General features: G+C 52.1%; 16 protein-coding genes. 12 read left to right on the forward strand and 4 right to left on the reverse strand.

The genetic code is table 11. From position 1 onward, the window contains the following. The first annotated feature begins 561 nt into the window (after positions 1-561). The 5 genes from OGY18_RS08015 (at position 562) to OGY18_RS08035 (ending at position 10,775) form a co-directional block, all read left to right on the forward strand. On the forward strand, positions 562-5,895 hold the full coding sequence (locus tag OGY18_RS08015) for a peroxidase family protein (protein WP_286552512.1): 5,334 nt from the start codon (positions 562-564) through the stop codon (positions 5,893-5,895). A 10-nt stretch (positions 5,896-5,905) separates the two neighbouring features. Beyond that, entirely contained in the window at positions 5,906-7,645 is a 1,740-nt protein-coding gene (locus OGY18_RS08020) for a type I secretion system permease/ATPase (protein WP_057067763.1), read from the forward strand. Next, the gene (locus OGY18_RS08025; RefSeq protein ID WP_188055309.1) at positions 7,645-8,973 is read left to right on the forward strand and encodes an HlyD family type I secretion periplasmic adaptor subunit; all 1,329 of its coding nucleotides are present in this window, start codon (positions 7,645-7,647) and stop codon (positions 8,971-8,973) included. Before OGY18_RS08020 ends, OGY18_RS08025 begins: the two co-directional genes overlap by 1 nt. A 134-nt stretch (positions 8,974-9,107) precedes the next feature. Then, on the forward strand, positions 9,108-9,395 hold the full coding sequence (locus OGY18_RS08030) for a VF530 family protein (protein ID WP_286552520.1): 288 nt from the start codon (positions 9,108-9,110) through the stop codon (positions 9,393-9,395). 12 nt (positions 9,396-9,407) lie between these two features. Next, the gene (locus OGY18_RS08035; RefSeq protein WP_286552523.1) at positions 9,408-10,775 is read left to right on the forward strand and encodes a glycoside hydrolase family 10-like protein; all 1,368 of its coding nucleotides are present in this window, start codon (positions 9,408-9,410) and stop codon (positions 10,773-10,775) included. A 96-nt stretch (positions 10,776-10,871) separates the two neighbouring features. On the opposite strand, the gene OGY18_RS08040 is transcribed toward OGY18_RS08035, so the two are convergent. The 4 genes from OGY18_RS08040 to hdeB all read right to left on the reverse strand — a co-directional run bounded on the left by OGY18_RS08040 (position 10,872) and on the right by hdeB (position 15,058). Then, on the reverse strand, positions 10,872-12,143 hold the full coding sequence (locus tag OGY18_RS08040) for a type II toxin-antitoxin system HipA family toxin (protein ID WP_286552524.1): 1,272 nt from the start codon (positions 12,141-12,143) through the stop codon (positions 10,872-10,874). Beyond that, positions 12,136-12,450: a helix-turn-helix domain-containing protein gene (locus tag OGY18_RS08045; protein WP_003832988.1), complete on the reverse strand. Its 315-nt coding sequence runs from the start codon at positions 12,448-12,450 to the stop codon at positions 12,136-12,138. Before OGY18_RS08045 ends, OGY18_RS08040 begins: the two co-directional genes overlap by 8 nt. A gap of 179 nt (positions 12,451-12,629) precedes the next feature. After that, on the reverse strand, positions 12,630-14,573 hold the full coding sequence (locus OGY18_RS08050; protein ID WP_148361974.1) for a methyl-accepting chemotaxis protein: 1,944 nt from the start codon (positions 14,571-14,573) through the stop codon (positions 12,630-12,632). A gap of 155 nt (positions 14,574-14,728) precedes the next feature. Beyond that, complete coding sequence (gene hdeB / locus OGY18_RS08055; protein WP_003019999.1) at positions 14,729-15,058, reverse strand: acid-activated periplasmic chaperone HdeB; 330 nt, start codon at positions 15,056-15,058, stop codon at positions 14,729-14,731. 401 nt (positions 15,059-15,459) lie between these two features. Between hdeB and OGY18_RS08060 the strand changes: the two genes are divergently transcribed. From OGY18_RS08060 to OGY18_RS08090, 7 genes are read left to right on the forward strand one after another with little or no spacing between them, the layout of a single operon-like run. Further along, positions 15,460-16,326: a MurR/RpiR family transcriptional regulator gene (locus OGY18_RS08060; RefSeq protein ID WP_003020002.1), complete on the forward strand. Its 867-nt coding sequence runs from the start codon at positions 15,460-15,462 to the stop codon at positions 16,324-16,326. A 14-nt stretch (positions 16,327-16,340) separates the two neighbouring features. Further along, positions 16,341-16,928, forward strand: coding sequence for a D-alanyl-D-alanine dipeptidase (ddpX, locus tag OGY18_RS08065; RefSeq protein ID WP_286552528.1), 588 nt, complete (start codon positions 16,341-16,343; stop codon positions 16,926-16,928). A gap of 15 nt (positions 16,929-16,943) precedes the next feature. Next, positions 16,944-18,506, forward strand: a complete 1,563-nt coding sequence (locus OGY18_RS08070) for an ABC transporter substrate-binding protein (protein WP_286552530.1) — start codon at positions 16,944-16,946, stop codon at positions 18,504-18,506. A gap of 44 nt (positions 18,507-18,550) precedes the next feature. After that, on the forward strand, positions 18,551-19,573 hold the full coding sequence (locus OGY18_RS08075; protein ID WP_003020008.1) for an ABC transporter permease: 1,023 nt from the start codon (positions 18,551-18,553) through the stop codon (positions 19,571-19,573). Beyond that, complete coding sequence (gene ddpC / locus OGY18_RS08080; protein WP_003832993.1) at positions 19,570-20,466, forward strand: D,D-dipeptide ABC transporter permease; 897 nt, start codon at positions 19,570-19,572, stop codon at positions 20,464-20,466. The genes OGY18_RS08075 and ddpC overlap by 4 nt, the downstream gene beginning before the upstream one ends. Continuing rightward, the gene (locus OGY18_RS08085; RefSeq protein WP_286552532.1) at positions 20,463-21,449 is read left to right on the forward strand and encodes an ABC transporter ATP-binding protein; all 987 of its coding nucleotides are present in this window, start codon (positions 20,463-20,465) and stop codon (positions 21,447-21,449) included. Before ddpC ends, OGY18_RS08085 begins: the two co-directional genes overlap by 4 nt. After that, positions 21,442-22,377: an ABC transporter ATP-binding protein gene (locus tag OGY18_RS08090; protein ID WP_164562782.1), complete on the forward strand. Its 936-nt coding sequence runs from the start codon at positions 21,442-21,444 to the stop codon at positions 22,375-22,377. Before OGY18_RS08085 ends, OGY18_RS08090 begins: the two co-directional genes overlap by 8 nt.

The raw sequence follows: 22,377 nt of genomic DNA on the forward strand, positions 1-22,377 counted from the left end.
AATAGCATAATCAGGCATCAGGAATGATGTCGTGTTAAATTTCATCCAATATTAAATTTTATAATTCAACACAATGACATCTTAAAAGTCGACTTAATGAGAATTCTTCTTAAGAAGAGATTTGACATAAATTCTAATGTAAAGAAATGAAAATTTAATCTTTTCATAATAAAGTATGAGTGAAGTCGCCAACGGAAAAACCATAGTTATGATCATCACATAACTGTAATATGCGTTTTAAAAAGTAAAACCTTTACAGCCTTGAGGAGACCTTGTCTTCTCAAAACTGCGTGTCTCGAATATACCTTTAATTTCAATGGGGCACGATGGTCATCAACCGCTCAAACCTAATATATAAGTGAGGTGCATATCTTACTGTGCTAACTAAATTTCAGGAGAATAATGCTAATCAAGTCGTAGATACTTCATTTTTTTAAATATGGAGTTTTAATCATGTAATAACAATCAGGTATCTTATACGACTCATTCTTCTGTCAGTTTTTGTAAGTGGAAGAAAAGAGTGATGATAGCTAATACAGGTAAAGATAGGGGTAATGACTTATGGCCTCACAATATGACTTTACTGTCACTCTGCACGATCTTGCTTTTATTCTTAAGCAGATCAAAATATCCGAAGCGGCAACTAACCCGGATGGTAGCGTTAATGCTGAATTGCTTAGAGAATTAGTTTCCAGTCCGCTATTGCCTTATGGACTTCGCACGGTAGATGGTTCATGGAATAATCTTCTACCAGGCCAGGAGTTATATGGCTCTGCCGACCAGACAATGCCGAGATTAACCGCGTTAAACTGGCAAGATGCGGACCAAATGACCAGTTATATCCAAATTGGTGGCACCGTTATTGATGCCGACCCACGTATTATTAGTAACTTAATTTCCGATCAAACGGCATCTAACCCAGCCGCACTGGAGGTATTTAACGCGTTAAAAGATGCTCCCGGCGGGGGGACTATTACAGGAGACGGAGAAACGTTATCCATTCCTAATCAGTCTCCCGATATCGGTCTCTCCCCTGCTTTTAACGGCTGGATGACCTTCTTTGGCCAATTTTTTGACCACGGTCTGGATTTGATTCCCAAAGGCGGCAACGGTATCGTTTTCATTCCGCTACAGCCGGATGACCCTTTATATGTGGAAGGGTCGTCGACAAACTTTATGCTATTAACCCGGGCAACGGTGGATGAAAACCGAGAGACAGTAAACCTGACGACCCCCTTCATCGACCAAAACCAAACCTACACCTCCCATCCTTCACATCAGATTTTCATCCGCGAATACGTCATTATTGATGGGAAACCTGAGCCTACCGGGAATTTATTAGGCGGTGCGAACGGCGGACTGGCGACCTGGGCCGACGTTAAAAACCAGGCTGAAACTCTGCTAGGCATTAAACTCACCGATCAGGATGTGTTTAATGTTCCCCTGCTGGCAACGGACCGCTACGGTAATTTGATTTTAAGTGAAAATGGAAAGGTACAGATTGTTACCACCGGGGGACTGGTTGAAGCAAACGGCGGTCTGTTGCCTGAGGGAACATTCCGCACCGGCCATGCGTTTCTTGATGATATTGCGCATACTGCCGCGCCCAAAGTGGGTCTGCTGGCAGATGATGACACTGCGATTGGGGGCGAAGGAGCGCAACCGGCAGGAACCTATGATAACGAACTGCTCGATCGTCACTTTATTACCGGTGACGGGCGTGGGAACGAAAATATAGGTTTAACCGCGGTGCACGCCGTTTTTCACAGCGAGCATAACCGTCTGGTTGAGCAATATAAAACAACACTGCTGGAAACCGGTGATATCGACCTCATTAATCAGTGGTTGATGCCCAATCATCAAATAACGGAATTACCTGCCGATACCAGTACGCTGGTATGGAACGGTGAGTACTTATTCCAGGCAGGCCGCTTCTCCACGGAAATGCAATATCAGCACCTCGTATTCGAGGAGTTTGCCCGTACCGTACAACCCGCCGTCGATCCGTTTGTTTTCTCCAACACGGCGGATATAAACCCGATGATCTTTGCCGAGTTTGCGCATGTGGTTTACCGTTTCGGGCATTCAATGCTGACAGAAACCGTGGCGCGCACCGACATTGATATGCAAAGCGGTGATATTGACCTGATTTCAGCATTCCTGAATCCGGTAGCATTTAATCAAATCAACGGGGCCACCGTCACGGACGATCAGGCTATTGGCGCAATTGTGCGTGGTATGACGCGTCAGGTGGGTAACGAAATTGATGAATTTATTACCGATGCGCTGCGTAATAATCTCATCGGCCTGCCCCTCGATTTAGGCGCGCTTAATATAGCCCGTGGCCGTGACACCGCAATGCCGACGCTGAACCAGGCCCGCGAGCAGTTTTTTGCATTAAGCGGTGATAGTCAACTGAAGCCTTATACCAGTTGGGCTGACTTTACTACCTACCTGAAAAATCCCGCTTCAATCATTAACTTTATGGCCGCCTATGGTCAGCATGAGCTGATCCTCAATGCCACCAGCCTTGAAGGTAAGCGTGCAGCGGTAAACTTCCTGTTGTTTGGTGATGCTAACAATGCCCCGCCTGCGGATGCGATGGATTTCTTTAACAGTACCGGAGCGTGGGCAACCAAAGAGACCGGCCTGAATATGGTCGATTTCTGGATTGGCGGGCTGGCAGAGCGCAAAAATGAATTTGGCGGCATGCTCGGCTCAACCTTCAACTTCGTCTTTGAAACACAAATGGAAATGCTTCAGGACGGCGATCGTTTCTACTATCTGAGCCGCGTTCAGGGACTGAACTTACTCAATGAACTGGAGGCCAACTCGTTTTCCGCGCTGGTAATGCGTAACAGCGATCTTGGTGATGAGGGATCCTCCCACCTGCCCGCTAATCTGTTCCAGACACCGGACCATATTTTTGAAGTGAACCGCGTGCTGCAAACGGAAATCGACCCGAAATGGGGTAATCCGCTGAAGGATCTGCTCTCGCCGTTGTTGGTGCGTCGCGACCCAGGAGTGGATGTTGACGGCGATAGTTTTGCCGATGGCGGGTATCTGAAATATACCGGCGATGGGCATGTGGTGCTTGGAGGGACGGCAGGCAATGATACGTTAATCGGCGGTAAAGGGATCGACAGTCTGTGGGGTGATGGCGGAGATGACCGGCTGGACGGCGGCGACGAAGCAGACGTGGTCCATGGTGGTGACGGTGATGACATTATTACCGATACCGGTACGCCTGTTGGTGATGCGGACTTCCTGCACGGTGATGCCGGACATGACGTTATCTTCTCCGGTAACGGAAACGATCTGGTCTTTGGTGGCAGCGGTAGCGACTTCGTGGTGGTCGGCGAAGATGCGCAGGAGGTCTTCTCGGGTCAGGATAACGACTTTGCGCTTGGCGGCTCGGGTGGTGATTTCCTGATGGGCAACGAAGGCGATGACTGGCTGGAAGGCGGCGACGGGTTTGACACACTGGCGGGTGACAACTCTGAGTTGTTCTTCAACAGTACCATTATCGGTCACGATGTCCTCAACGGTCAGGGTAACGACACCGACTACGATGGCGAAGCCGGTGACGACATCATGATTCAGGGCGCGGGGATCCAGCGCAATAATGGCATGGCCGGTTTCGACTGGGCTATCCATAAAGGCGACCCAAATGGCGCTAACTCTGACCTTGGGATCCCTATTTTCGTCAACCAGCAGGAGTTTATTCTACGCGACCGTTTTGATCTTGTTGAAGGGCTGTCGGGCTGGAAATACGACGATATCCTGACCGGGACAGAACAGCCGATAGGTACTGCGCCTGTTCAGGGCGTTCCCCTCTCTAACAACCTGACCCAGGAAGGTGCGGACAGGATCACCGGTTTACAGGCTATTCTCGGCGTAGAGCGTTCTACAAATCCGGACGCGGTGCTACTGAACCCTGATGATGGTAGCGATATTTTACTCGGCGGTGGCGGTAGCGACCGCATTATGGGTAAAGCCGGTAACGATATCATTGATGGTGATGCATGGCTCAACGTGCGTATTGCCGTTACAGGTATGGCGGGACTCACCAGCGCCGAAGGTATGGCCGAACTGAAATCGTACATGCTGGCCGGCACGCTGAAACCGAATCAGCTGTCGATTGTGCGAGAAATCCTGCATGAAGGTAACGGCACGGAAACTGACGTCGCGGTGTACCGTGATGTCAGCAGCAACTATGTCTTTACCCGTATGGCGGACGGTAGCCTGCGCGTCGATCACGCCACGCCGGATGCCGCGCTGAACCTGAATGATGGCATCGATCGTCTGTTGAACATCGAAAAACTGGAGTTTGGCGATGGGAAGCAGCTGTGGGTGACGGCGCAGCAAGCGACGGGCGATCTGACCATCAGCAATCCTAACCCTTCGGTGGGCGACCTGCTGCGCGTCAACGTGGCGAACTTGCTGGATGGTAACGGCCTGGCGGCGGATGTGGCCATCACCATGACCTGGCAGGCATTCGTCAACGGCCAATGGCGAGACCAGGCAACCGGTGTTGAGTTCAGAGTGCCTGGCGCTATTCAGGGTGCTCCGCTGCGTGTGGTAGCCAGCTTTAACGACCGCATGGGTGACGCTGAAACCCTGGTGTCGGCACAAACTCAGGCGATCCTACCGCGAAATCAGGCCACGACCGGTGTGCCGGTAATTAACGACCTCACCCCAACTGAAAGCCTGACGCTGACCGCGGTGGTTTCAGGCATTGCTGACGCCGATGGTCTGAGCGGCGGTAATTTCACTTATCAATGGAGAATGAGTTCGCCAACCGGATTCGTCAACATTAACGGTGCGACTTCCGCCACCTATACGCCGGGTCAGGCTATGGTTGGCAGAACGTTGCAGGTGGTCGTTACCGTCGTCGACGATGAAGGCAACCCCCCTGTTGTCCTGACGTCGACCACCACCCAGCCCGTGGGCGATCTGATTGTGGGTACCAACGGGGCTAACACCCTCGTCGGCACTGCCTGGAGCGATATCCTACGCGGTGAAGGCGGTAATGACACCTTACTCGGCGGTGCAGGTGACGATCTGCTCATCGGCGGTGCAGGAAACGACAACCTCTCTGGTCAGGCTGGGCAAGATATTCTGCAAGGTGATGCCGGTAACGACACGCTTGATGGCGGACTTGGTGCCGACAGTATGACCGGTGGTACGGGCGATGATACCTACATCGTTGATGATTTCGGTGATGTAGTTATCGAAGGTGTGAATGGCGGCACGGACGTTGTCCGAACCAACCTTAGCAGCTACGACCTCACCGATAACGTGGAAGAACTGGTATTTACCGGCAGCGGCAGTTTTATCGGTACCGGTAATGCCATTGCGAACACCATTACGGGAGGGACCGGTAACGACTATCTGTTCGGTATGGGCGGTAACGACCAGTTGTTTGGTGGTATCGGGAATGACTTCCTCGATGGCGGAGATGGCGCTGATAACCTGCAAGGCGGAGTTGGTAACGACGTCATGATTGGCGGTGCGGGAGCGGATACCCTCTCCGGCGGTAGCGGGGACGATATTCTTAATGGTCAGGAAGGTAACGACATTCTGGACGGTGGTGCCGGGAGCGATATCTTCGCCTTTGGTGCCAACTTTGGGCAGGACCGAATTACCGGTTTTGACAGTAACCCCAACGGCGGGCAGGACTTCCTTGATCTCGTCTTGTTAGGTATCAACGCGGGTAATTTTGCCAGCAGCGTGTCTATCACCGGAAACAATGGCAACACCATTGTGACTATCGGTACAGATACCATCACATTGGTGGGCGTCAATTCGAACACCGTGAATATTGGTGACTTTTATCTGGAAATGCCCACTACCCTTGCCAGTAACAATGGCAATAGTTCATTGATCGTATAAGGAGAAGACTATGTCGCGCCAGCATACGCCAACAGAACTGAATGATGCATTAAAGGGAACGAAACCCACTTTTCTGATGCTGTTGTTTTTTAGTTGTGTGATTAATATGCTTATGCTGGCGCCGGCAATTTATATGCTACAGGTTTATGACCGTGTGCTGGTCAGTAAAAATACCACCACGCTGTTAATGTTAACCTTATTAATTGTCGGCTTGTACATCGTTATTGCCATGATTGAATCTGCCCGCGCGCAGGTTATGGTCAGGCTTGGCAACAGGCTGGATATAAAGCTAAGCCAGTTGGTTTTTAACGCAGCCTTTAAAAGAAAGATGGTTACCGGTGATAACAATCCGGCGCAATCTTTAGCCGAATTAGATCAGGTTCGTCAGTTTCTTTCCGGGAATAGCCTGTTCGCCTTACTGGATATTCCCTGGACGCCAATATATCTGTTCATCGCCTTTTTGGTCCATCCCCTGCTGGGATATCTTTCTCTCGGCGGAATAACATTATTATTTATTCTGACGCTGGTATCTGAAATCTCTACCAAGCGCCCGATTCAGCAAGCGCACGCCTTAACCATTAACAATGCTAGCAAACTGAATAAACAGCTGCAAAACGCCGATGCCATTGAAGCGATGGGGATGCTTTCGACCCTGAAGTCCAACTGGCAGGAGCAACATAACAAAGTGCTGGCGCTACAAACGCAGATTGCCGACAAAACGGCCGGGTTAAGCAGTCTCAGCCGCTTTGTGCGGGTGTTGCTGCAATCTATTGCGCTGGGCGCCGGGGCTTTACTGGTGATCGGCGGCCATATTACTCCGGGCCTGATGATCGCCGCCTCGATCATTCTTGGCCGCGTCCTCAATCCGGTAGAACAAGTCATTGGCAGCTGGAAGCAGTTCGTGCAGTTTCGTAGCGCGTGGCATCAGCTCTCAACCTTGCTGAAGGAGTATCCGGCACCGAAAGAGGTACTGACCCTGCCGCGTCCTAACGGCAACATCAGCGTCGAAAGCGTCTTCGCCGCAGCCCCCGGCCAGCCTTCCCCGCTACTGCGTAATATCTCATTCCAGCTGGAGCAAGGTGAAGTTCTGGGGATTATCGGCCCCTCAGCCTCAGGGAAAACCTCGCTGGCAAAGGTTCTGGTTGGCGTCTGGAAACCGCTATCAGGGAAAGTCAGATTAGACGGCGCAGATATTTGTCAGTGGGATAAAGCGCTGCTGGGCCCGTCTATTGGCTATCTGCCGCAGGATGTGGAACTGTTTGACGGTACCATCGCGCAAAACATTGCCCGCTTCGCGCAGAATGACAGTGAGCTTATCGTCGCCGCCGCATTACTGGCAGGCGTTCATGAGATGATCCTGCGCTTGCCACAAGGTTATGACACGCTGTTGGGAGCAGGTGGATATCAGCTCTCCGGCGGGCAGCGGCAGCGCATCGGGCTGGCACGCGCCGTGTATAACAATCCTGCATTCATCGTGCTTGATGAACCGAATGCCAATCTTGACGACGCGGGCGAATTCGCACTCGTTAAAGCCATCAATACCCTGCGTACTCAGGGACAAACCACTGTCATTATCTCACACCGCCCGACGCTGCTCGGCGTGGTCAATAAGGTTTTGCTGCTTAACGATGGCGCTATACAGGAGTTTGGTACCCGCGATCAGGTTTTTGCCCATTTGCGTCAGGCCAACGTACTGAAACCAGTGGCTACGCCTTCTCCATCCACGACTGAACAGCAACGTGAGGCCTGATGATGAAAAAGAAATCTGAGAACGCGGCCTCTGCTGGCGTTGATACTAATATCTGGTCGCCGATTATCCGGGGCGTGATCGTCATTGTGCTTGGTGTCGGTAGTTTTATCCTCTGGGCAGTGCAAGCGCCGTTAGATGCGGGCGTGGTCGCCGATGGTACGGTAACCGTATCGAGTAACCGCAAAACCATTCAGCATCTGAGCGGCGGTCGGGTAACGGATATCTTTATCAAAGAAGGCGACTTCGTGAAGAAAAATCAGGTCCTCGTCCGGTTGGATAAAATGCAGCTTGAAATGCGTTTCAGCGCGTTAAATGCCCAGTATATTTCTGCAAAAAGTATCGAAGATCGCCTGTTGGCAGAACGCGATGGACTGGATGCGATCGTCTTTAATACGACGCTGACGCAGCAATTATCTGGCAATAAACGGCTGGCAGAAGTCAGAAATCTGCAGGCTAAACTTTTCGATACCCGTCGCAAAACGATTCAGGATGAACTGTCGATGATTCAGGAAACGCTCGATGGTCTGGTAGGACAAACGGATAATCTCAATAAAATAAAAGGCTATCGTGACCACCAGTTTTCTCTGATTAACCGGGAGTTAGGGGCTATTCGCGCGCTGAGTGAAAAAAACTATTATCCCAAAGCGCAATTACTGGTGCTGGAGCGCGAGGCGGCAGAAATATCTGGCAGCGTTTCAGAAGATATTCTTAACATTGCCAAACTGAAATCGCAGCAAAACGAATTAAAAATTAAAGCCTACCAGGTGCGTCATCAATATTTACGTGAAGTTGAGTCTGAACTGACGGAAAACCAAAAAGAAGTGGCAATGCTGGAGGATGAACTGGCGTCCACCCGTCACGAGCTGGATAACACCGAGATCCGCTCGCCGATTAACGGCATCGTGCTGGATGTTAAAGTCAGTACCGTTGGCGGCGTCATCCAGCCTGGAGAACATTTAATGGATATCGTTGCCGCCGGGCAACCGATGCAAATCGATGCCAAAATACCGGTGCACGCCATTGATAAACTGGTCCCCGGTTTAACCGTTGATGTGCTATTCCCTGCCCTTAACCACGCGCTGTTACCGTCGGTCCCGGCCCGGGTTCTCACCATCTCGGCGGACCGCTTAATTGATGAAGCCACTCAGCAGCCTTACTACCTTGCGGAAGTACAGGTTTCAGCAGAGGGTGCGCGTTTGCTGGGCGATTACAAAATTAAAGCGGGAATGCCCGCCAGCGTGACGATCAAGACCGGTGAACGAACCCTGATGAGTTACCTGTTTAAACCGTTGATTGCCCGTCTGGAACTGGCTTTTAAAGAGTATTGAGCCATCCATTGCCGGTATGGCGTACGGCTTGTCGCGCCATACCGCTTTCTGCCATTGCTGGCAGCTTTGCTTTCTTGTAACCTCCTTCCCGTCACACTACTGACAAAATCTGGAACCACTGAACTGGACTTCATATGAATGCTCATATTTCTAAAGACCCTTTACATGGCGTAACGCTTGAAATGCAGGTCAATGCCCTGGTTGAACGTTATGGTTGGGCTGAACTGGCGCAACGCATTAATATCAACTGCTTTAAAAATGAACCGAGCGTTAAATCCAGTCTGAAGTTTCTGCGCCGTACGCCGTGGGCGCGGGCAGAAGTTGAAGCGCTTTACCTTGATTCGCAGCATGACCTGGCCTCAAACAACACCCCCGAACCGGCCTTCGATCCCTGGGCTAACAGCCGCAATAAAAAGAAATAAGAGCAAAATCAGATGGCAGCATCCGGTTTCTTTTCAGGAAATTATCAGAAAAAACTGGCGAAGATTCTCGCCCGTTCTCGTGCCAGACTACCGCTGACCAACATGAAATGGTTTGCTGTACTTGTGGGCAGTATGTTGTTACTTGGCAGCTGTTCTTCACAACCACCCGGTCACAAGACCACTCCGCTACCTCCGGTGAGCAAACCCCAGCAGAGCAAGGAGCCAGTGCGCGGGATCTGGCTGGCGACGGTTTCACGTCTTGACTGGCCGCCGATTTCATCCGTGAACATCAGTTCGCCTGCCCTACGCATCAGCCTGCAGCAAAAAGCGCTGACGGATAAGCTGGACAACCTGAAACGGCTTGGTATTAACACCGTTTTTTTCCAGGTTAAGCCCGATGGGACCGCATTGTGGAAGTCAAAAATTCTACCGTGGTCAGATACCCTGACCGGCACGATTGGCCAGGATCCGGGTTACGATCCGCTGCAGTTTATGCTCGATGAAGCGCATAAGCGCGGAATGAAAGTTCATGCCTGGCTTAACCCCTATCGCGTGTCCGTAAACACCAAACCTTCGACGGTCACTGAATTAAACAGCACGCTGTCACAGACGCCGTCCAGCGTATACGTCCTGCATCGGGACTGGATCCGCACTGCGGGCGAGCGTTTTGTGTTAGACCCCGGTATTCCCGACGTGCGCGACTGGATCACCAGCATCGTGGCGGAAGTGGTTGAGAATTACCCGGTTGACGGTGTGCAGTTTGATGATTACTTCTATACCGAATCTCCCGGCTCTGCGCTCAACGACAGCCAGACCTTCAGAAGATACGGTCAGGGGTTCGCTTCCAAAGCTGACTGGCGGCGCGATAACACGCAAAGGTTGATTGCCCAGGTATCGCGGACCATCAAGAAACTCAAGCCTGAAGTCGAGTTTGGCGTTAGTCCTGCGGGCGTGTGGCGCAACCGTTCGCACGATCCAGCGGGCTCCGACACGCGCGGCGCCGCAGCGTATGATGAGTCGTATGCAGACACCCGCCGTTGGGTGCAATTAGGTTTGCTGGATTACATTGCACCGCAACTCTACTGGCCTTTTGCCCGTGACGCAGCGCGTTACGATGTACTGGCAAAATGGTGGGCAGATGTCGTGAAATCAACCAACACTCGCCTCTACATTGGTGTAGCTCTGTATAAAGTCGGTGAACCATCGAGAAAAGAGCCGGACTGGACGGTAAAAGGCGGTGTGCCGGAACTGAAAAAGCAGCTCGATTTAAACGAATCCGAACCGTACATCAACGGCACGATCCTGTTTCGCGAAGATTATCTTAATCAACCGCAAACGCAGGAAGCTGTGACCTATATTCGCAATCGTTGGGGACGTTAATGGTTGTCCTCTGGTCAGTTTAGCGGGGAAATGTAGCGGGGAAACCTTGCCCCGCTCAGCTTTAATTTTCCGGGAAGTGTTGCGGCCGTATCTGCGTCACCGGGACATTAGCCGGCGGACATTATCATTAATTTGTTTCTGAATCGTCTTCAGCGTAGATAGCGTTATCTGATCGGGGTATTTGTCCCTGGCGATAGCGCTCAATGCAGTGGCAAAGTGACAGACTTTTTCGATTATGCCGTTCACATGGTCAGCAGATAACTCAGCTTCCTGAACGCCAAGCGACTGAAGGTGCTTTCTTTCGATATCCAGCGCCTCTCCCAGCACGTCCATTTGGTGATACCCACCAGGCCCTTCGCACCAGGTGACGTCGTAAGCCGGAGCCAGAGTCCAGTTTCCATCGGCGGACATTAAATAGGCAAAATTCTTCGGATGATCGTCGCGGTTGTTAAAAGCCACGTTGAAAACCACGCGTTCGAACGCTTTTGCCTTTTCTCTGACATCATTGGTACAAATCTGCGTGGCGCGCAGAAAATCCCGGTAGTCTAAAGCACCGGGTATCTGGTAATTTGCCCCGGTAAGTGCAGCCAGGCTCTGCATAGGAATTCGTATCGACTGGTCACGGTCGAAACGGCGAGTGGCAAATGCCGCCTGTCCGCCGGGCAGATTGAAATACGCCGTATCAGGCGTGGTGATCCCACATTGGCGCAAGCATTCAGCATAAACCGCTTCGATGGCACATACCTCAGCATGCTCCTGCTTGGCGGGAAATTTAATCAGCCAGCTTTCGCTCCCGGGTTGCGGCACCGTGGTGAATTTAGATGTGACAGCGTCACGATAAAGTAGCGCCTTAGGCCTTGCTCCTTGTGGCGAACCGCCCATCTGGAGCAGTTTGTGCAAAAATTCCCCGCCTTCGCCGCTCAGGACTTCCTGAACCTCAGCGGCCAGTTGTTCGAGAGGAACATTCTCTTTTGACAGCATCTCGACATCTGACTGAACGGGCTGGAATGTCATGGCGCCCATCGCGTTGTTGCCGACCCAGGTTAAACGCTCTAATGGACCTATGCGTGCTGCGTTGAGTCCGCGGCGTTTAAATAGTCGGTCCATCAACAGCATGCCCCAGCCGTCAGGTAGCGAATCATAAACCGGTCCGGGTAATCCCAACTGATGAGCCGGGAAATCCCTGCGCAAACGGGGACCGTTCAGCGGTAACATCAGACGGGACAGCTCCAGGCCCCTACGTAAGGCGTCTTCACTGTATTCAAAGGCGATCAACGGACGTCCGGTCAGGGCTGTGGAAGACACCAGTTTTCCCCACAGCCATTTTTCACCCCAACCTTCATAGAAGACATCAACTTGTTCAGGCATCAGGTTTTTTCCTTTTGATCCGCTGGCGCGTTGCGCTCTTTTCGTAACGCAAAATATCATCCAGACTATCAATCCTGGGTTTGAATAACCCCTCCAGTGCATCGCCATAGCCTAACACCATTGCGACTTTGACCAGATTCTCAAATCCTACATTCTTACCTGTTTCCAGATTTGAAACGGTATTCACACCGACACCTGAACGCGCGGCAACATCAGCCTGCGTCATTTGCCGCGCGAGTCGTTCTTTACGTAATCTGTCGCAAAGCAGTTTGACGATATCAGCAGCTGTATTGAGCGTTAAATCCATAATATTGGCCCTTATAAGAATAAAAGCTACTTTACACCCAATATTATAGAGTTAAATGATGGGGAATTCAAAATCTTATAAAACACAATAAAAGGGAGTTAAACCGGAAAAATTTACTTAAAAGCCATTATACTAGAGTTATCCGGGCACAAGGTCTGTACCCGGATATGGTGTGGTTATCAGGCAACGGAAGGCTCAGGTAACCTGAAGGATGAGACCAGCAGTGCCAGCTGTTCCGCCTCCTCTTTCAGCGCCTGCGTCCGTGCTGCGGCATCATCAATTAACGAGGCATTCTGCTGAACGGTGCTGTCCATTTCGGTAACGGCCAGCGTGACTTCGGAAACGCCCTTACGTTGTTCTTCACCCGCAACGCGTATTTCCCCCATCAACTGGCGCACCTGACGCACATTGCTGACCAGTTCTCCCAGACGTTCGCCGGCAGTGTGGATTTGCTGACTTCCGCTACCTACATGAGAAACGGATTCATCAATCAACGTTTTAATTTCCTGGGCGGCGGTGGCACTGCGCTGAGCCAGCGTGCGCACTTCGGAGGCCACGACGGCAAACCCCCTGCCAGCATCACCCGCTCTGGCGGCTTCAACCGCGGCATTCAGGGCGAGAATATTGGTCTGGAATGCAATGCTGTCGATGACCGCGACAATTTCCACCATTCTGCCGGATGAGGCGCTGACGTTATCCATTGTTGAGATCACGCCCTGCATCACATCGCCGCAGCGGTTGGCCGTTTGCGCGGTGCTATCGGATAGCTCATCCGCCAGTTGTGTATTACTGGCGTTTTGATGAACGGTCGCATTTAACTGTTCCATCGCCGCCGAACTCTCTTCCAGCGCAGCGGCCTGCTGCGTGACGCGAGATGAAAGCTCCATATTACTGTCAGCCAGGCTAACGGCGTTATTCGCTACCACTGTGCTACTGCTTCTGACGGTGATCAGGATGGCCGAGATTTTATCGACGAACAGGTTAAACGCCTCGGCGATAGCTGAAATCTCGTCTTTGCCACGAACATCCAGACGACGGGTAAGATCGCCTTCGCCCTGCGCAATATCATCAAGTGCCTGGCGAGTATCATCGAGACGCGAAATCAGTCGGCGAACCACCAGCCATGATCCCACCAGCAACAGCGTCATGATAGGGATCAATACTTCCAGAACATCCTGCATCATCACTTTGGCGAGACCGACGATGCGTGATTCAGGTGTCACCAGCCCCACGACCCAGCCGGTATCCGCCATCGGGAACAGCATTACCCGGGATGGCGTATTCAACACGTTGTCGTTCGCAAGCGTAATCGTCTTCACTCCATCCGCCGGGCGCAAGGATTTCAGACCGTTTTGCACCGGGATAAGCCACTGTGCGCTTTGCGCCAAATCGTTAATGGTTTTATATTTTGCCAGGTCGGCCTGCGGGAAATAGAGAATTTGTCCCTGCTTGTCTACCACAAACGCGTAACCACCGGTGCTGTTTCCCTGCTGCTGCATAAAAGTGGCGACGTTATCCAGACGGATATCGGTGGTAGCGACACCGGCAAACTTGCCCGCCTGTTGATAAGGCACGCTGCATGTCACCATGTTGACGCCTGAACTGGCATCCTGGTAAACGTCAGACCATAAACAGCTGTTTTGTGAATGGCCTTTGGCCAGTTGATACCAGCTTTCATTGTGGTATCCACTCGATCCTTCGACGTTATAATCATTGGAATACACCAGCTTTCCTTCAGCATTACGCGCCCAGAAAAAGCTTCTTTTCTCCACACCTGCGGTGAAGGCGTCTGGTTCTGGCCAGATGCCGCCGCCGGTAATAATCGAGTCTTTACCTTCACCAATAAGATGCGGAACAACGCTTTGGTACAGTGATTCATCGTTAGGCAACACTTCAGCCAGTCGCGACAGGCTGACGGTCTCACCTTCAATTCGGGACAATACGGTACTCAACTGACGGGTTAAACCTTGCCCTGTTTCTTCGATCAGAGCGGTGTTGATTTCAACGACGCGTGGCTGACCGCGCCAGAGCATAATCACCACGATAACAAGGCTCGTTACTGCAAGCAGCAGAATGCCGCCGATGGTTAAACGCGTTGAAATACGAGTAGGATACCAGGCCATACAAACTCCTTCTGCAAAAGGCTAACTTTTATCCAGTATCGGCACAGGCGTTTATATCTTTATAAAGTTTTCTTAAGTATTGCAAAACAAATTAGTGACAGTGTCACAAATAACAAAACCCAGCACTTTGGCTGGGTTTTTATAACAGTTAAATCTTATTTAGATAATTCTTTTTTGATTTCGTCTTTTATTTTACTTAATTCACTCTGCGGATGTTTCTTGCAAAGTTCAACGGTCAGAGGAACTGCAGTCGTAACGGTTTCGTTATAGTCGACGTAGTCACCACCTTTGAAGTCTTCGTCTTCATTGAGCACCCAGAAGGCCACCGGAGCCATAGTTTGTGGGTTTAAATCAATAAACTCCTGGCAGTTCATGCCTTTTGGAGTCACTTCAGTTTTAGCGTTATCTGTTGCTGCATTGACGCTGACACTGGTTAACAGCGCTGCGACCAGAATACCTGCTGTAGAAAGGGAGAATTTATTCATTGTAGTACTCCATTTATAATATAAATAATACCTACACTTGCGCTTAACACCGTTAATGTAGCTCGCGAAAAATAATACCCCTACCATCATAAGAATAAAGATTACTGTTATTGATATGGCTGAAATTTATATTTCCCATTACTGATTCTTATGTCTGAGGGGTAAATGTTGCCCACAATGTGATCGTTCCGACGAAATCAGCAGATTCATACCCCTCTTCCTCTGCCGTTGCACCAAAACTGAACTACGCTGCACAAATGTTGATCATTGGTTAATTAATATCGGTTTATTTTTAACAAAAACAGCCGACGTGCCGCTGTTACGCACATGGCACGCGTCCTGCATTGTTAATTCGCTAACAGAAATACGGTATCTGACAGGCAACTAACAGCGAGAAGGTAATGACAGCCAAACCAGAGTTATTTACCCGCATAGAGCAAACCTTTAGCCAGCTGACGCCCAGCGAAAAGCGCGTGGCCGGGTGGCTGTTAGCCCATGCTGTGCAGATCCCATTTGAAACCGCAGATGGCATCGCCAAAGCAACCGGCACCAGCGGCATTACCGTCGGACGTTATCTGCGTAAACTGGGCTTTCGTAACCTGGAGGATGCAAAAGCCAGTCTGCGTGAGCTTCCCGTTGTTCCCTATCAGCCCTGGGGAATGAACGAACGACTGGACTCCTGGCACCAGCAACAAAGCCTGCCGGATCGGGCGCATCAGTCGCTGTTGCTGGAGATCGACGCTATTACCCACGTCTACCAGCTCGCACAAGGCGAAACGTTTTTACGCATTGCACAGCAGCTGGCGCATGCGGAAGCCGTGTACATCCTCGGGATCCAGTCCACCCGCGGGATCGCCAACGCCTTTTTTAGTCACCTGGAATACCTGCGACCTAAAGTCAGCTACTCCGAAGGCCTTTCCGGCAGTTGGGTAGAGTCGCTGAACTCGGGATTCAGCCAGCCTTACGTGGTTATTACCGATATGCGCGCCTACTCCGCTATTTCGCGACAATATTGCCGTGTCGCCACAGAGCGCTGCATTCCGCTGGCGCTCATTACCGATGTGTGGTGCCCATGGGCCAGGGATTATTCCATTGATTTACTACAGGTAAAAACCGACACCGGACATTTCTGGGACTCACTGGCGCCTGTGAGCTGTCTGTTCAACTTATTACTTTCTGCGGTGGTGGCGCAACTGGGTGACGCCCTCGCAGGACGCCTGCAAACCAATCGCCAGTTACAACAACAATTTGGTCAATTCGAACAATAAACAGGAAACGTGCTATGTCAGAACTCCCAGAACTGGTCGATCTGTCGGTGATATTTCCGTCGCTGCATATCGATCTTAAATACGCTACTGCCGACAACATTACCGGCGCACCTATCTACCGGGAAGCGCGTTGTCTGTTGCACACTGAGGCGGTAACCGCGCTGGCTAAAAGCATCAGCATTGCGCAACTGGCCGGCCTGCAGCTTGTGGTGTACGACGCGTATCGCCCCCAGCAGGCGCAGGCGATACTGTGGAATGCCTGTCCCGACCCGCAGTATGTTGTCGATGTCGCAATTGGTTCCAATCACAGTCGCGGAACGGCCATTGACGTTACGTTGATGGACGATCGCGGCCATCTCCTTGATATGGGGGCCGGTTTTGATGAAATGCACGACCGTTCCCATGCCTGGCACCCGTCTGTACCTCCGGCAGCGCAGCGTAACCGCCTGCTGCTCAATGCCATTATGTTTGGCGGTGGTTTTGTCGGTATTAACAGTGAATGGTGGCATTTTGAATTACCTGATGCCGCCCGTTACCCGCTGCTTGACGATCAAATAAATTGTTACACCGTCACGTCCATAACAACACAACATCCCCTTTAATTCTGGAGCCTGGTTATGAAGACTACACCTGCGTTAAACGCGTTTTTCCGCCCCGCTCTGATAGCCGTTGCGTTAGCGTTTGCCCTGCCCGCCGCACAGGCTGCCGTTCCCAAAGATATGTTGGTGATTGGTAAAGCCGCCGATCCGCAGACGCTCGACCCCGCCGTGACCATCGATAACAACGACTGGACGGTTACCTATCCTTCTTACCAGCGGTTGGTTCAGTACAAAACCGACGGAGGTAAAGGCTCCACGGAAGTTGAAGGTGATTTAGCCAGCGGCTGGAAAGCCTCTGACGATCAGAAAGAGTGGACGTTTACCCTGAAAAACGATGCCAAATTCGCCGACGGAACGCCGGTAACGGCAGATGCGGTAAAGCAATCCTTTGAACGTTTGCTCAAAATTGGTCAGGGACCTGCGGAGGCTTTCCCAAAAGATCTGAAGGTCGACGTCATTGATAACAACACGGTGAAATTTACCCTCAGCCAGCCGTTTGCCCCGTTTCTGTATACGCTGGCAAATGACGGTGCCTCAATCATTAACCCGGCCATCTTAAAAGAGCATGCCACAGACGATGCCCGCGGATTCCTCGCGCAGAACACGGCAGGCTCTGGTCCCTTCATGCTGAAGAGCTGGCAAAAAGGACAACAGCTGGTACTGGTGCCGAACCCGCATTATCCCGGGGCTAAACCGACATTTAAGCGTGTCTCAGTCAAAATCATTGGTGAAAGTGCCTCCCGTCGCCTGCAACTGTCGCGTGGCGATATCGACATTGCCGATGCGCTGCCTGTTGACCAGCTTGCCGCTTTAAAACAGGAAGGCAAAGTGAACGTGGCGGATTATCCCTCATTGCGCGTGACCTATCTGTATCTCAACAACAGTAAGGCCCCGCTTAATCAGGTGGATTTACGCCGCGCCATCTCGTGGGCCACCGATTATAAGGGCATGGTCAACGGGATCCTGAGCGGCAACGGAAAGCAAATGCGTGGCCCGATCCCTGAAGGCATGTGGGGTTTTGACGATAAAGCCATGCAGTACAGTTTCGATGAAGCCAAAGCCAAAGCCGCGTGGGACAAAGTTGCCACCAAACCTGAAAGCCTGAGCTTCCTGTACTCCGATAATGACCCTAACTGGGAACCTATCGCGCTCGCCACCCAGGCAAGCCTTGGCAAACTGGGTATTAAGGTGAAACTGGAAAAACTGGCAAACGCCACCATGCGCGACCGCGTGGGCAAAGGCGATTACGACATTGCCATTGGCAACTGGAGTCCGGATTTTGCCGACCCGTACATGTTTATGAACTACTGGTTTGAGTCAGATAAGAAAGGCTTGCCGGGTAACCGTTCGTTCTATGAAAACGGTGTGGTCGATAAACTGCTGCGCAGCGCGCTGGCCACGACCGATCAGGTGGCCAGAACCAATGACTACCAGCAGGCGCAAACCATCGTGATTGATGAAGCGGCCTACGTCTATTTATTCCAGAAAAACTATCAGCTGGCGATGAACAAAGACGTCAAAGGATTTGTATTCAACCCCATGCTGGAACAGGTCTTCAATATCTCCACCATGAGTAAATAAGCCACGTTTATGCGGAGCCGCTCTGGCTCCGCAAGGGGAAGCTAATGACGTTCTGGAGTATTTTACGCCAGCGATGCTGGGGACTTATTCTGGTGGTTATCGGTGTTTGCGTAATCACCTTTATTATTTCACACCTGATACCTGGCGACCCCGCGCGGCTGCTGGCGGGTGACCGTGCCAGCGATGAAATTGTCGAAAATATTCGCCAACAGCTGGGGCTGAATCAACCGCTGTATGTCCAGTTTTTTCGCTATGTCAGCGATATTTTTCACGGCGATTTAGGCACCTCCATTCGCACCGGGCGTCCGGTACTGGATGAGCTGCGCATTTTCTTCCCCGCGACCCTTGAATTGGCTTTCTGTTCTTTGTTGCTGGCGCTGGTGATAGGTATCCCGCTGGGTATTTTATCTGCGGTCTGGCGTAACCGCTGGCTTGATCACCTTGTTCGGCTAATGGCAATTACCGGTATCTCCACGCCTGCATTCTGGCTGGGGCTGGGGGTTATCGTGCTGTTTTACGGTCATCTGCAAATTTTACCAGGCGGTGGGCGTTTAGACGACTGGCTGGATCCACCTGCTCACGTCACCGGTTTCTACCTGATTGATGCTCTGCTGGAAGGCAACGGCGAAGTCTTTTTCAATGCGCTTCAGCACCTGATTTTGCCATCGCTGACATTGGCTTTTGTACATCTTGGGATCGTTGCCCGTCAGATTCGTTCCGCCATGCTGGAGCAACTGAGTGAAGATTACATACGTACCGCCCGCGCCAGCGGGCTCCCGGGCTGGTACATCGTGCTGTGCTATGCATTGCCTAACGCACTTATCCCATCAATCACCGTCCTCGGCCTGGCGCTAGGCGATCTGCTCTACGGTGCGGTATTGACCGAAACGGTCTTTGCCTGGCCTGGCATGGGCGCCTGGGTGGTGACCTCAATTCAGGCACTCGACTTCCCGGCGGTAATGGGATTTGCGGTGGTGGTCTCGTTTGCCTATGTGCTGGTCAACCTGGTGGTGGATTTACTCTATCTGTGGGTAGACCCTCGAATTGGACGTGGAGGTGCTGAATGATGCTCACTCAAGAAACACCGACCGCCCCTCAGACTGCACGCCGCCGCACGGACTGGGCCAAACTGTTCTGGATGATGAAAAGTAGCCCGCTGACGCTGGTTGGCGGGGTCATTATCGTATTGATACTGCTGCTGATGGTGCTGTCGCCGTGGATAACACCCCACGATCCGAATGCCATCAATTTGAGTGCGCGCCTGCTGCCCCCGTCAGCCGCTCACTGGTTTGGAACCGATGAAGTCGGTCGCGATCTGTTCAGCCGCGTCTTGGTAGGAAGTCAGCAATCTGTCGTTGCGGGTCTGGTGGTAGTGGGGATCGCCGGGGGATTGGGCTCACTGCTGGGTTGCTTATCGGGTGTCATGGGCGGGCGTGCCGACGCGATAATTATGCGGATGATGGACATTATGCTGTCCATCCCTTCGCTGGTGCTGACGATGGCGTTGGCCGCCGCGCTGGGCCCCAGCCTGTTTAACGCCATGCTGGCGATTGCAATCGTCCGTATCCCTTTCTATGTACGCCTCGCCCGTGGCCAGACGTTAGTGGTGCGCCAGTTTACTTATGTACAGGCTGCCCGGACCTACGGCGCTTCACGCTGGCATCTGATTAGCTGGCACATTTTACGCAATTCTCTGCCGCCGCTCATTGTGCAGGCATCACTGGATATCGGCAGTGCGATCCTGATGGCCGCCACGCTCGGGTTTATCGGTCTGGGCGCGCAGCAGCCCAGCGCTGAATGGGGTGCGATGGTCGCAATTGGCCGCAATTACGTGCTTGATCAGTGGTGGTATTGTGCTTTTCCCGGCGCCGCCATTCTGATTACCGCCGTGGGCTTTAATCTCTTTGGCGATGGTATTCGCGATCTGCTTGATCCGAAAGCCGGAGGAAAACAGTCATGACACAACCCGTACTGGAAATCGAAGATTTGCATCTGAGTTTCCCCGGCTATAAAGCTGACGTGCATGCGCTGAACCATGTATCACTGCACATCAACCGCGGAGAAATTGTTGGTGTGGTGGGTGAATCTGGTTCCGGTAAGTCCGTGACCGCCATGCTCACCATGCGTCTGCTACCGGAGGGAAGCTATCGTATTCACCAGGGACGCGTTTCGCTGCTGGGTGAAGATGTGCTCAACGCCAGTGAGAAACAAATGCGCCAATGGCGCGGCGCACGCGTCGCGATGATCTTTCAGGAGCCCATGACGGCACTGAATCCGACCCGCCGTATCGGCCAGCAAATGGTGGAGGTGATCCGCCATCATCAGGCGTTAAGCCGAACGGATGCCCGCCAGAAAGCCGTTGCTCTACTCGAAGAGATGCAAATCCCGGACGCGCCGGAGGTCATGAAACGATTTCCGTTTGAGCTTTCCGGCGGTATGCGCCAACGCGTGATGATTGCGCTGGCCTTTTCGTGCGAGCCGGAGCTTATCATTGCCGATGAACCGACCACTGCTCTGGACGTCACGGTGCAACTGCAGGTGCTGCGTTTGCTGAAGTTAAAAGCGCGCGCCAGCGGAACAGCGGTGTTATTTATCAGCCATGATATGGCGGTGGTTTCACAGTTATGCGACCGGTTGTATGTCATGTATGCCGGGAGCGTGATTGAGAGTGGCCCGGCGCAAACCGTTATTCAACGTCCGACGCACCCCTATTCCATTGGCTTGCTGAAATGTGCACCGGAACACGGCGAACCGCGCGCATTGCTGCCCGCCATTCCCGGCACCGTGCCGAACCTAACCTGCTTACCTGCCGGATGCGCGTTTCGCGAACGCTGCTTTGCCGCTGGTCCTCGTTGTGAAGAGATGCCTGCGTTAAGTAGTCAGGGAGGCGCGGATCAACAATCTGCCTGCTGGTATCCGCAACTGGAGACAACACATGTCTGATTATTTACTGGCGCTGCAGGATGTTCATGTCAACTTTCCTGCGCGTAAAAACTGGCTTGGCAAGGTTACGGAACGGGTGCATGCGCTCAACGGTCTGGATTTACAGATTCACCAGGGTGAAACGCTGGGGATTGTTGGCGAATCCGGCTGTGGAAAAAGTACGCTGGCGCAACTGCTGATGGGCATGTTGAAACCCAGCCAGGGAAGCTATTCTCGCCGTGGTGAAAAACAGCATAACGGTATGCAAATGGTCTTTCAGGACCCTCTTTCATCGCTGGATCCGCGCTTACCGGTGTGGCGGATAATTACCGAACCGGTGTGGATCCAAAAACGGAGTCCGGAGCGTGAACGACGCATGCTTGCCGAGGATTTGGCACGGCAGGTGGGGATTCGTCCTGAATATCTCGACCGCTTGCCGCACGCGTTTTCCGGTGGACAGCGCCAACGTATTGCTATTGCCCGGGCGCTATCGTCAGAGCCGGATGTTATCGTCCTTGATGAGCCAACTTCAGCACTGGATATCTCCGTGCAGGCGCAAATTCTTAATCTGCTGGTGTCATTGCAGGCGCGCAGAAATCTGACTTACGTGCTGATATCGCACAACGTGTCGGTGGTCCGCCATATGAGCGACCGTGTGGCGGTGATGTATCTCGGGCAAATTGTTGAGCTGGGCGATGCCCAACAGGTTCTCACTCACCCCGCCCATCCGTACACACGATTATTGCTGGACTCGGTCCCTAAAACGGGCGCACCGCTGGCGGAAGATTTGGTGTTACGTAAGACTGAGCTACCGGGAAACCGAACGTTGCCCCAGGGCTGCTTTTTCCGTGACAGATGTCCATTGGCAACCCACGGTTGTGAGAAAAAACAGGCATTGCTGAAGGGTGATACCGGCTGTGACGTTCGCTGCTGGCGGGCGGTTACATGA

It is taken from the genome of Citrobacter sp. Cpo142 (assembly GCF_030332425.1).
Taxonomy (GTDB): Bacteria; Pseudomonadota; Gammaproteobacteria; order Enterobacterales; family Enterobacteriaceae; genus Citrobacter; species Citrobacter portucalensis.

Excerpts from the sequence above, each read along its gene's own strand:
- OGY18_RS08015 (WP_286552512.1), top strand. The coding sequence starts at position 562 with ATGGCCTCACAATATGACTTTACTGTCACTCTGCACGATCTTGCTTTT.
- OGY18_RS08020 (WP_057067763.1), top strand. The coding sequence starts at position 5,906 with ATGTCGCGCCAGCATACGCCAACAGAACTGAATGATGCATTAAAGGGA.
- OGY18_RS08025 (WP_188055309.1), top strand. The coding sequence starts at position 7,645 with ATGATGAAAAAGAAATCTGAGAACGCGGCCTCTGCTGGCGTTGATACT.
- OGY18_RS08030 (WP_286552520.1), top strand. The coding sequence starts at position 9,108 with ATGAATGCTCATATTTCTAAAGACCCTTTACATGGCGTAACGCTTGAA.
- OGY18_RS08035 (WP_286552523.1), top strand. The coding sequence starts at position 9,408 with ATGGCAGCATCCGGTTTCTTTTCAGGAAATTATCAGAAAAAACTGGCG.
- OGY18_RS08040 (WP_286552524.1), bottom strand. The coding sequence starts at position 12,143 with ATGCCTGAACAAGTTGATGTCTTCTATGAAGGTTGGGGTGAAAAATGG.
- OGY18_RS08045 (WP_003832988.1), bottom strand. The coding sequence starts at position 12,450 with ATGGATTTAACGCTCAATACAGCTGCTGATATCGTCAAACTGCTTTGC.
- OGY18_RS08050 (WP_148361974.1), bottom strand. The coding sequence starts at position 14,573 with ATGGCCTGGTATCCTACTCGTATTTCAACGCGTTTAACCATCGGCGGC.
- hdeB (WP_003019999.1), bottom strand. The coding sequence starts at position 15,058 with ATGAATAAATTCTCCCTTTCTACAGCAGGTATTCTGGTCGCAGCGCTG.
- OGY18_RS08060 (WP_003020002.1), top strand. The coding sequence starts at position 15,460 with ATGACAGCCAAACCAGAGTTATTTACCCGCATAGAGCAAACCTTTAGC.
- ddpX (WP_286552528.1), top strand. The coding sequence starts at position 16,341 with ATGTCAGAACTCCCAGAACTGGTCGATCTGTCGGTGATATTTCCGTCG.
- OGY18_RS08070 (WP_286552530.1), top strand. The coding sequence starts at position 16,944 with ATGAAGACTACACCTGCGTTAAACGCGTTTTTCCGCCCCGCTCTGATA.
- OGY18_RS08075 (WP_003020008.1), top strand. The coding sequence starts at position 18,551 with ATGACGTTCTGGAGTATTTTACGCCAGCGATGCTGGGGACTTATTCTG.
- ddpC (WP_003832993.1), top strand. The coding sequence starts at position 19,570 with ATGATGCTCACTCAAGAAACACCGACCGCCCCTCAGACTGCACGCCGC.
- OGY18_RS08085 (WP_286552532.1), top strand. The coding sequence starts at position 20,463 with ATGACACAACCCGTACTGGAAATCGAAGATTTGCATCTGAGTTTCCCC.
- OGY18_RS08090 (WP_164562782.1), top strand. The coding sequence starts at position 21,442 with ATGTCTGATTATTTACTGGCGCTGCAGGATGTTCATGTCAACTTTCCT.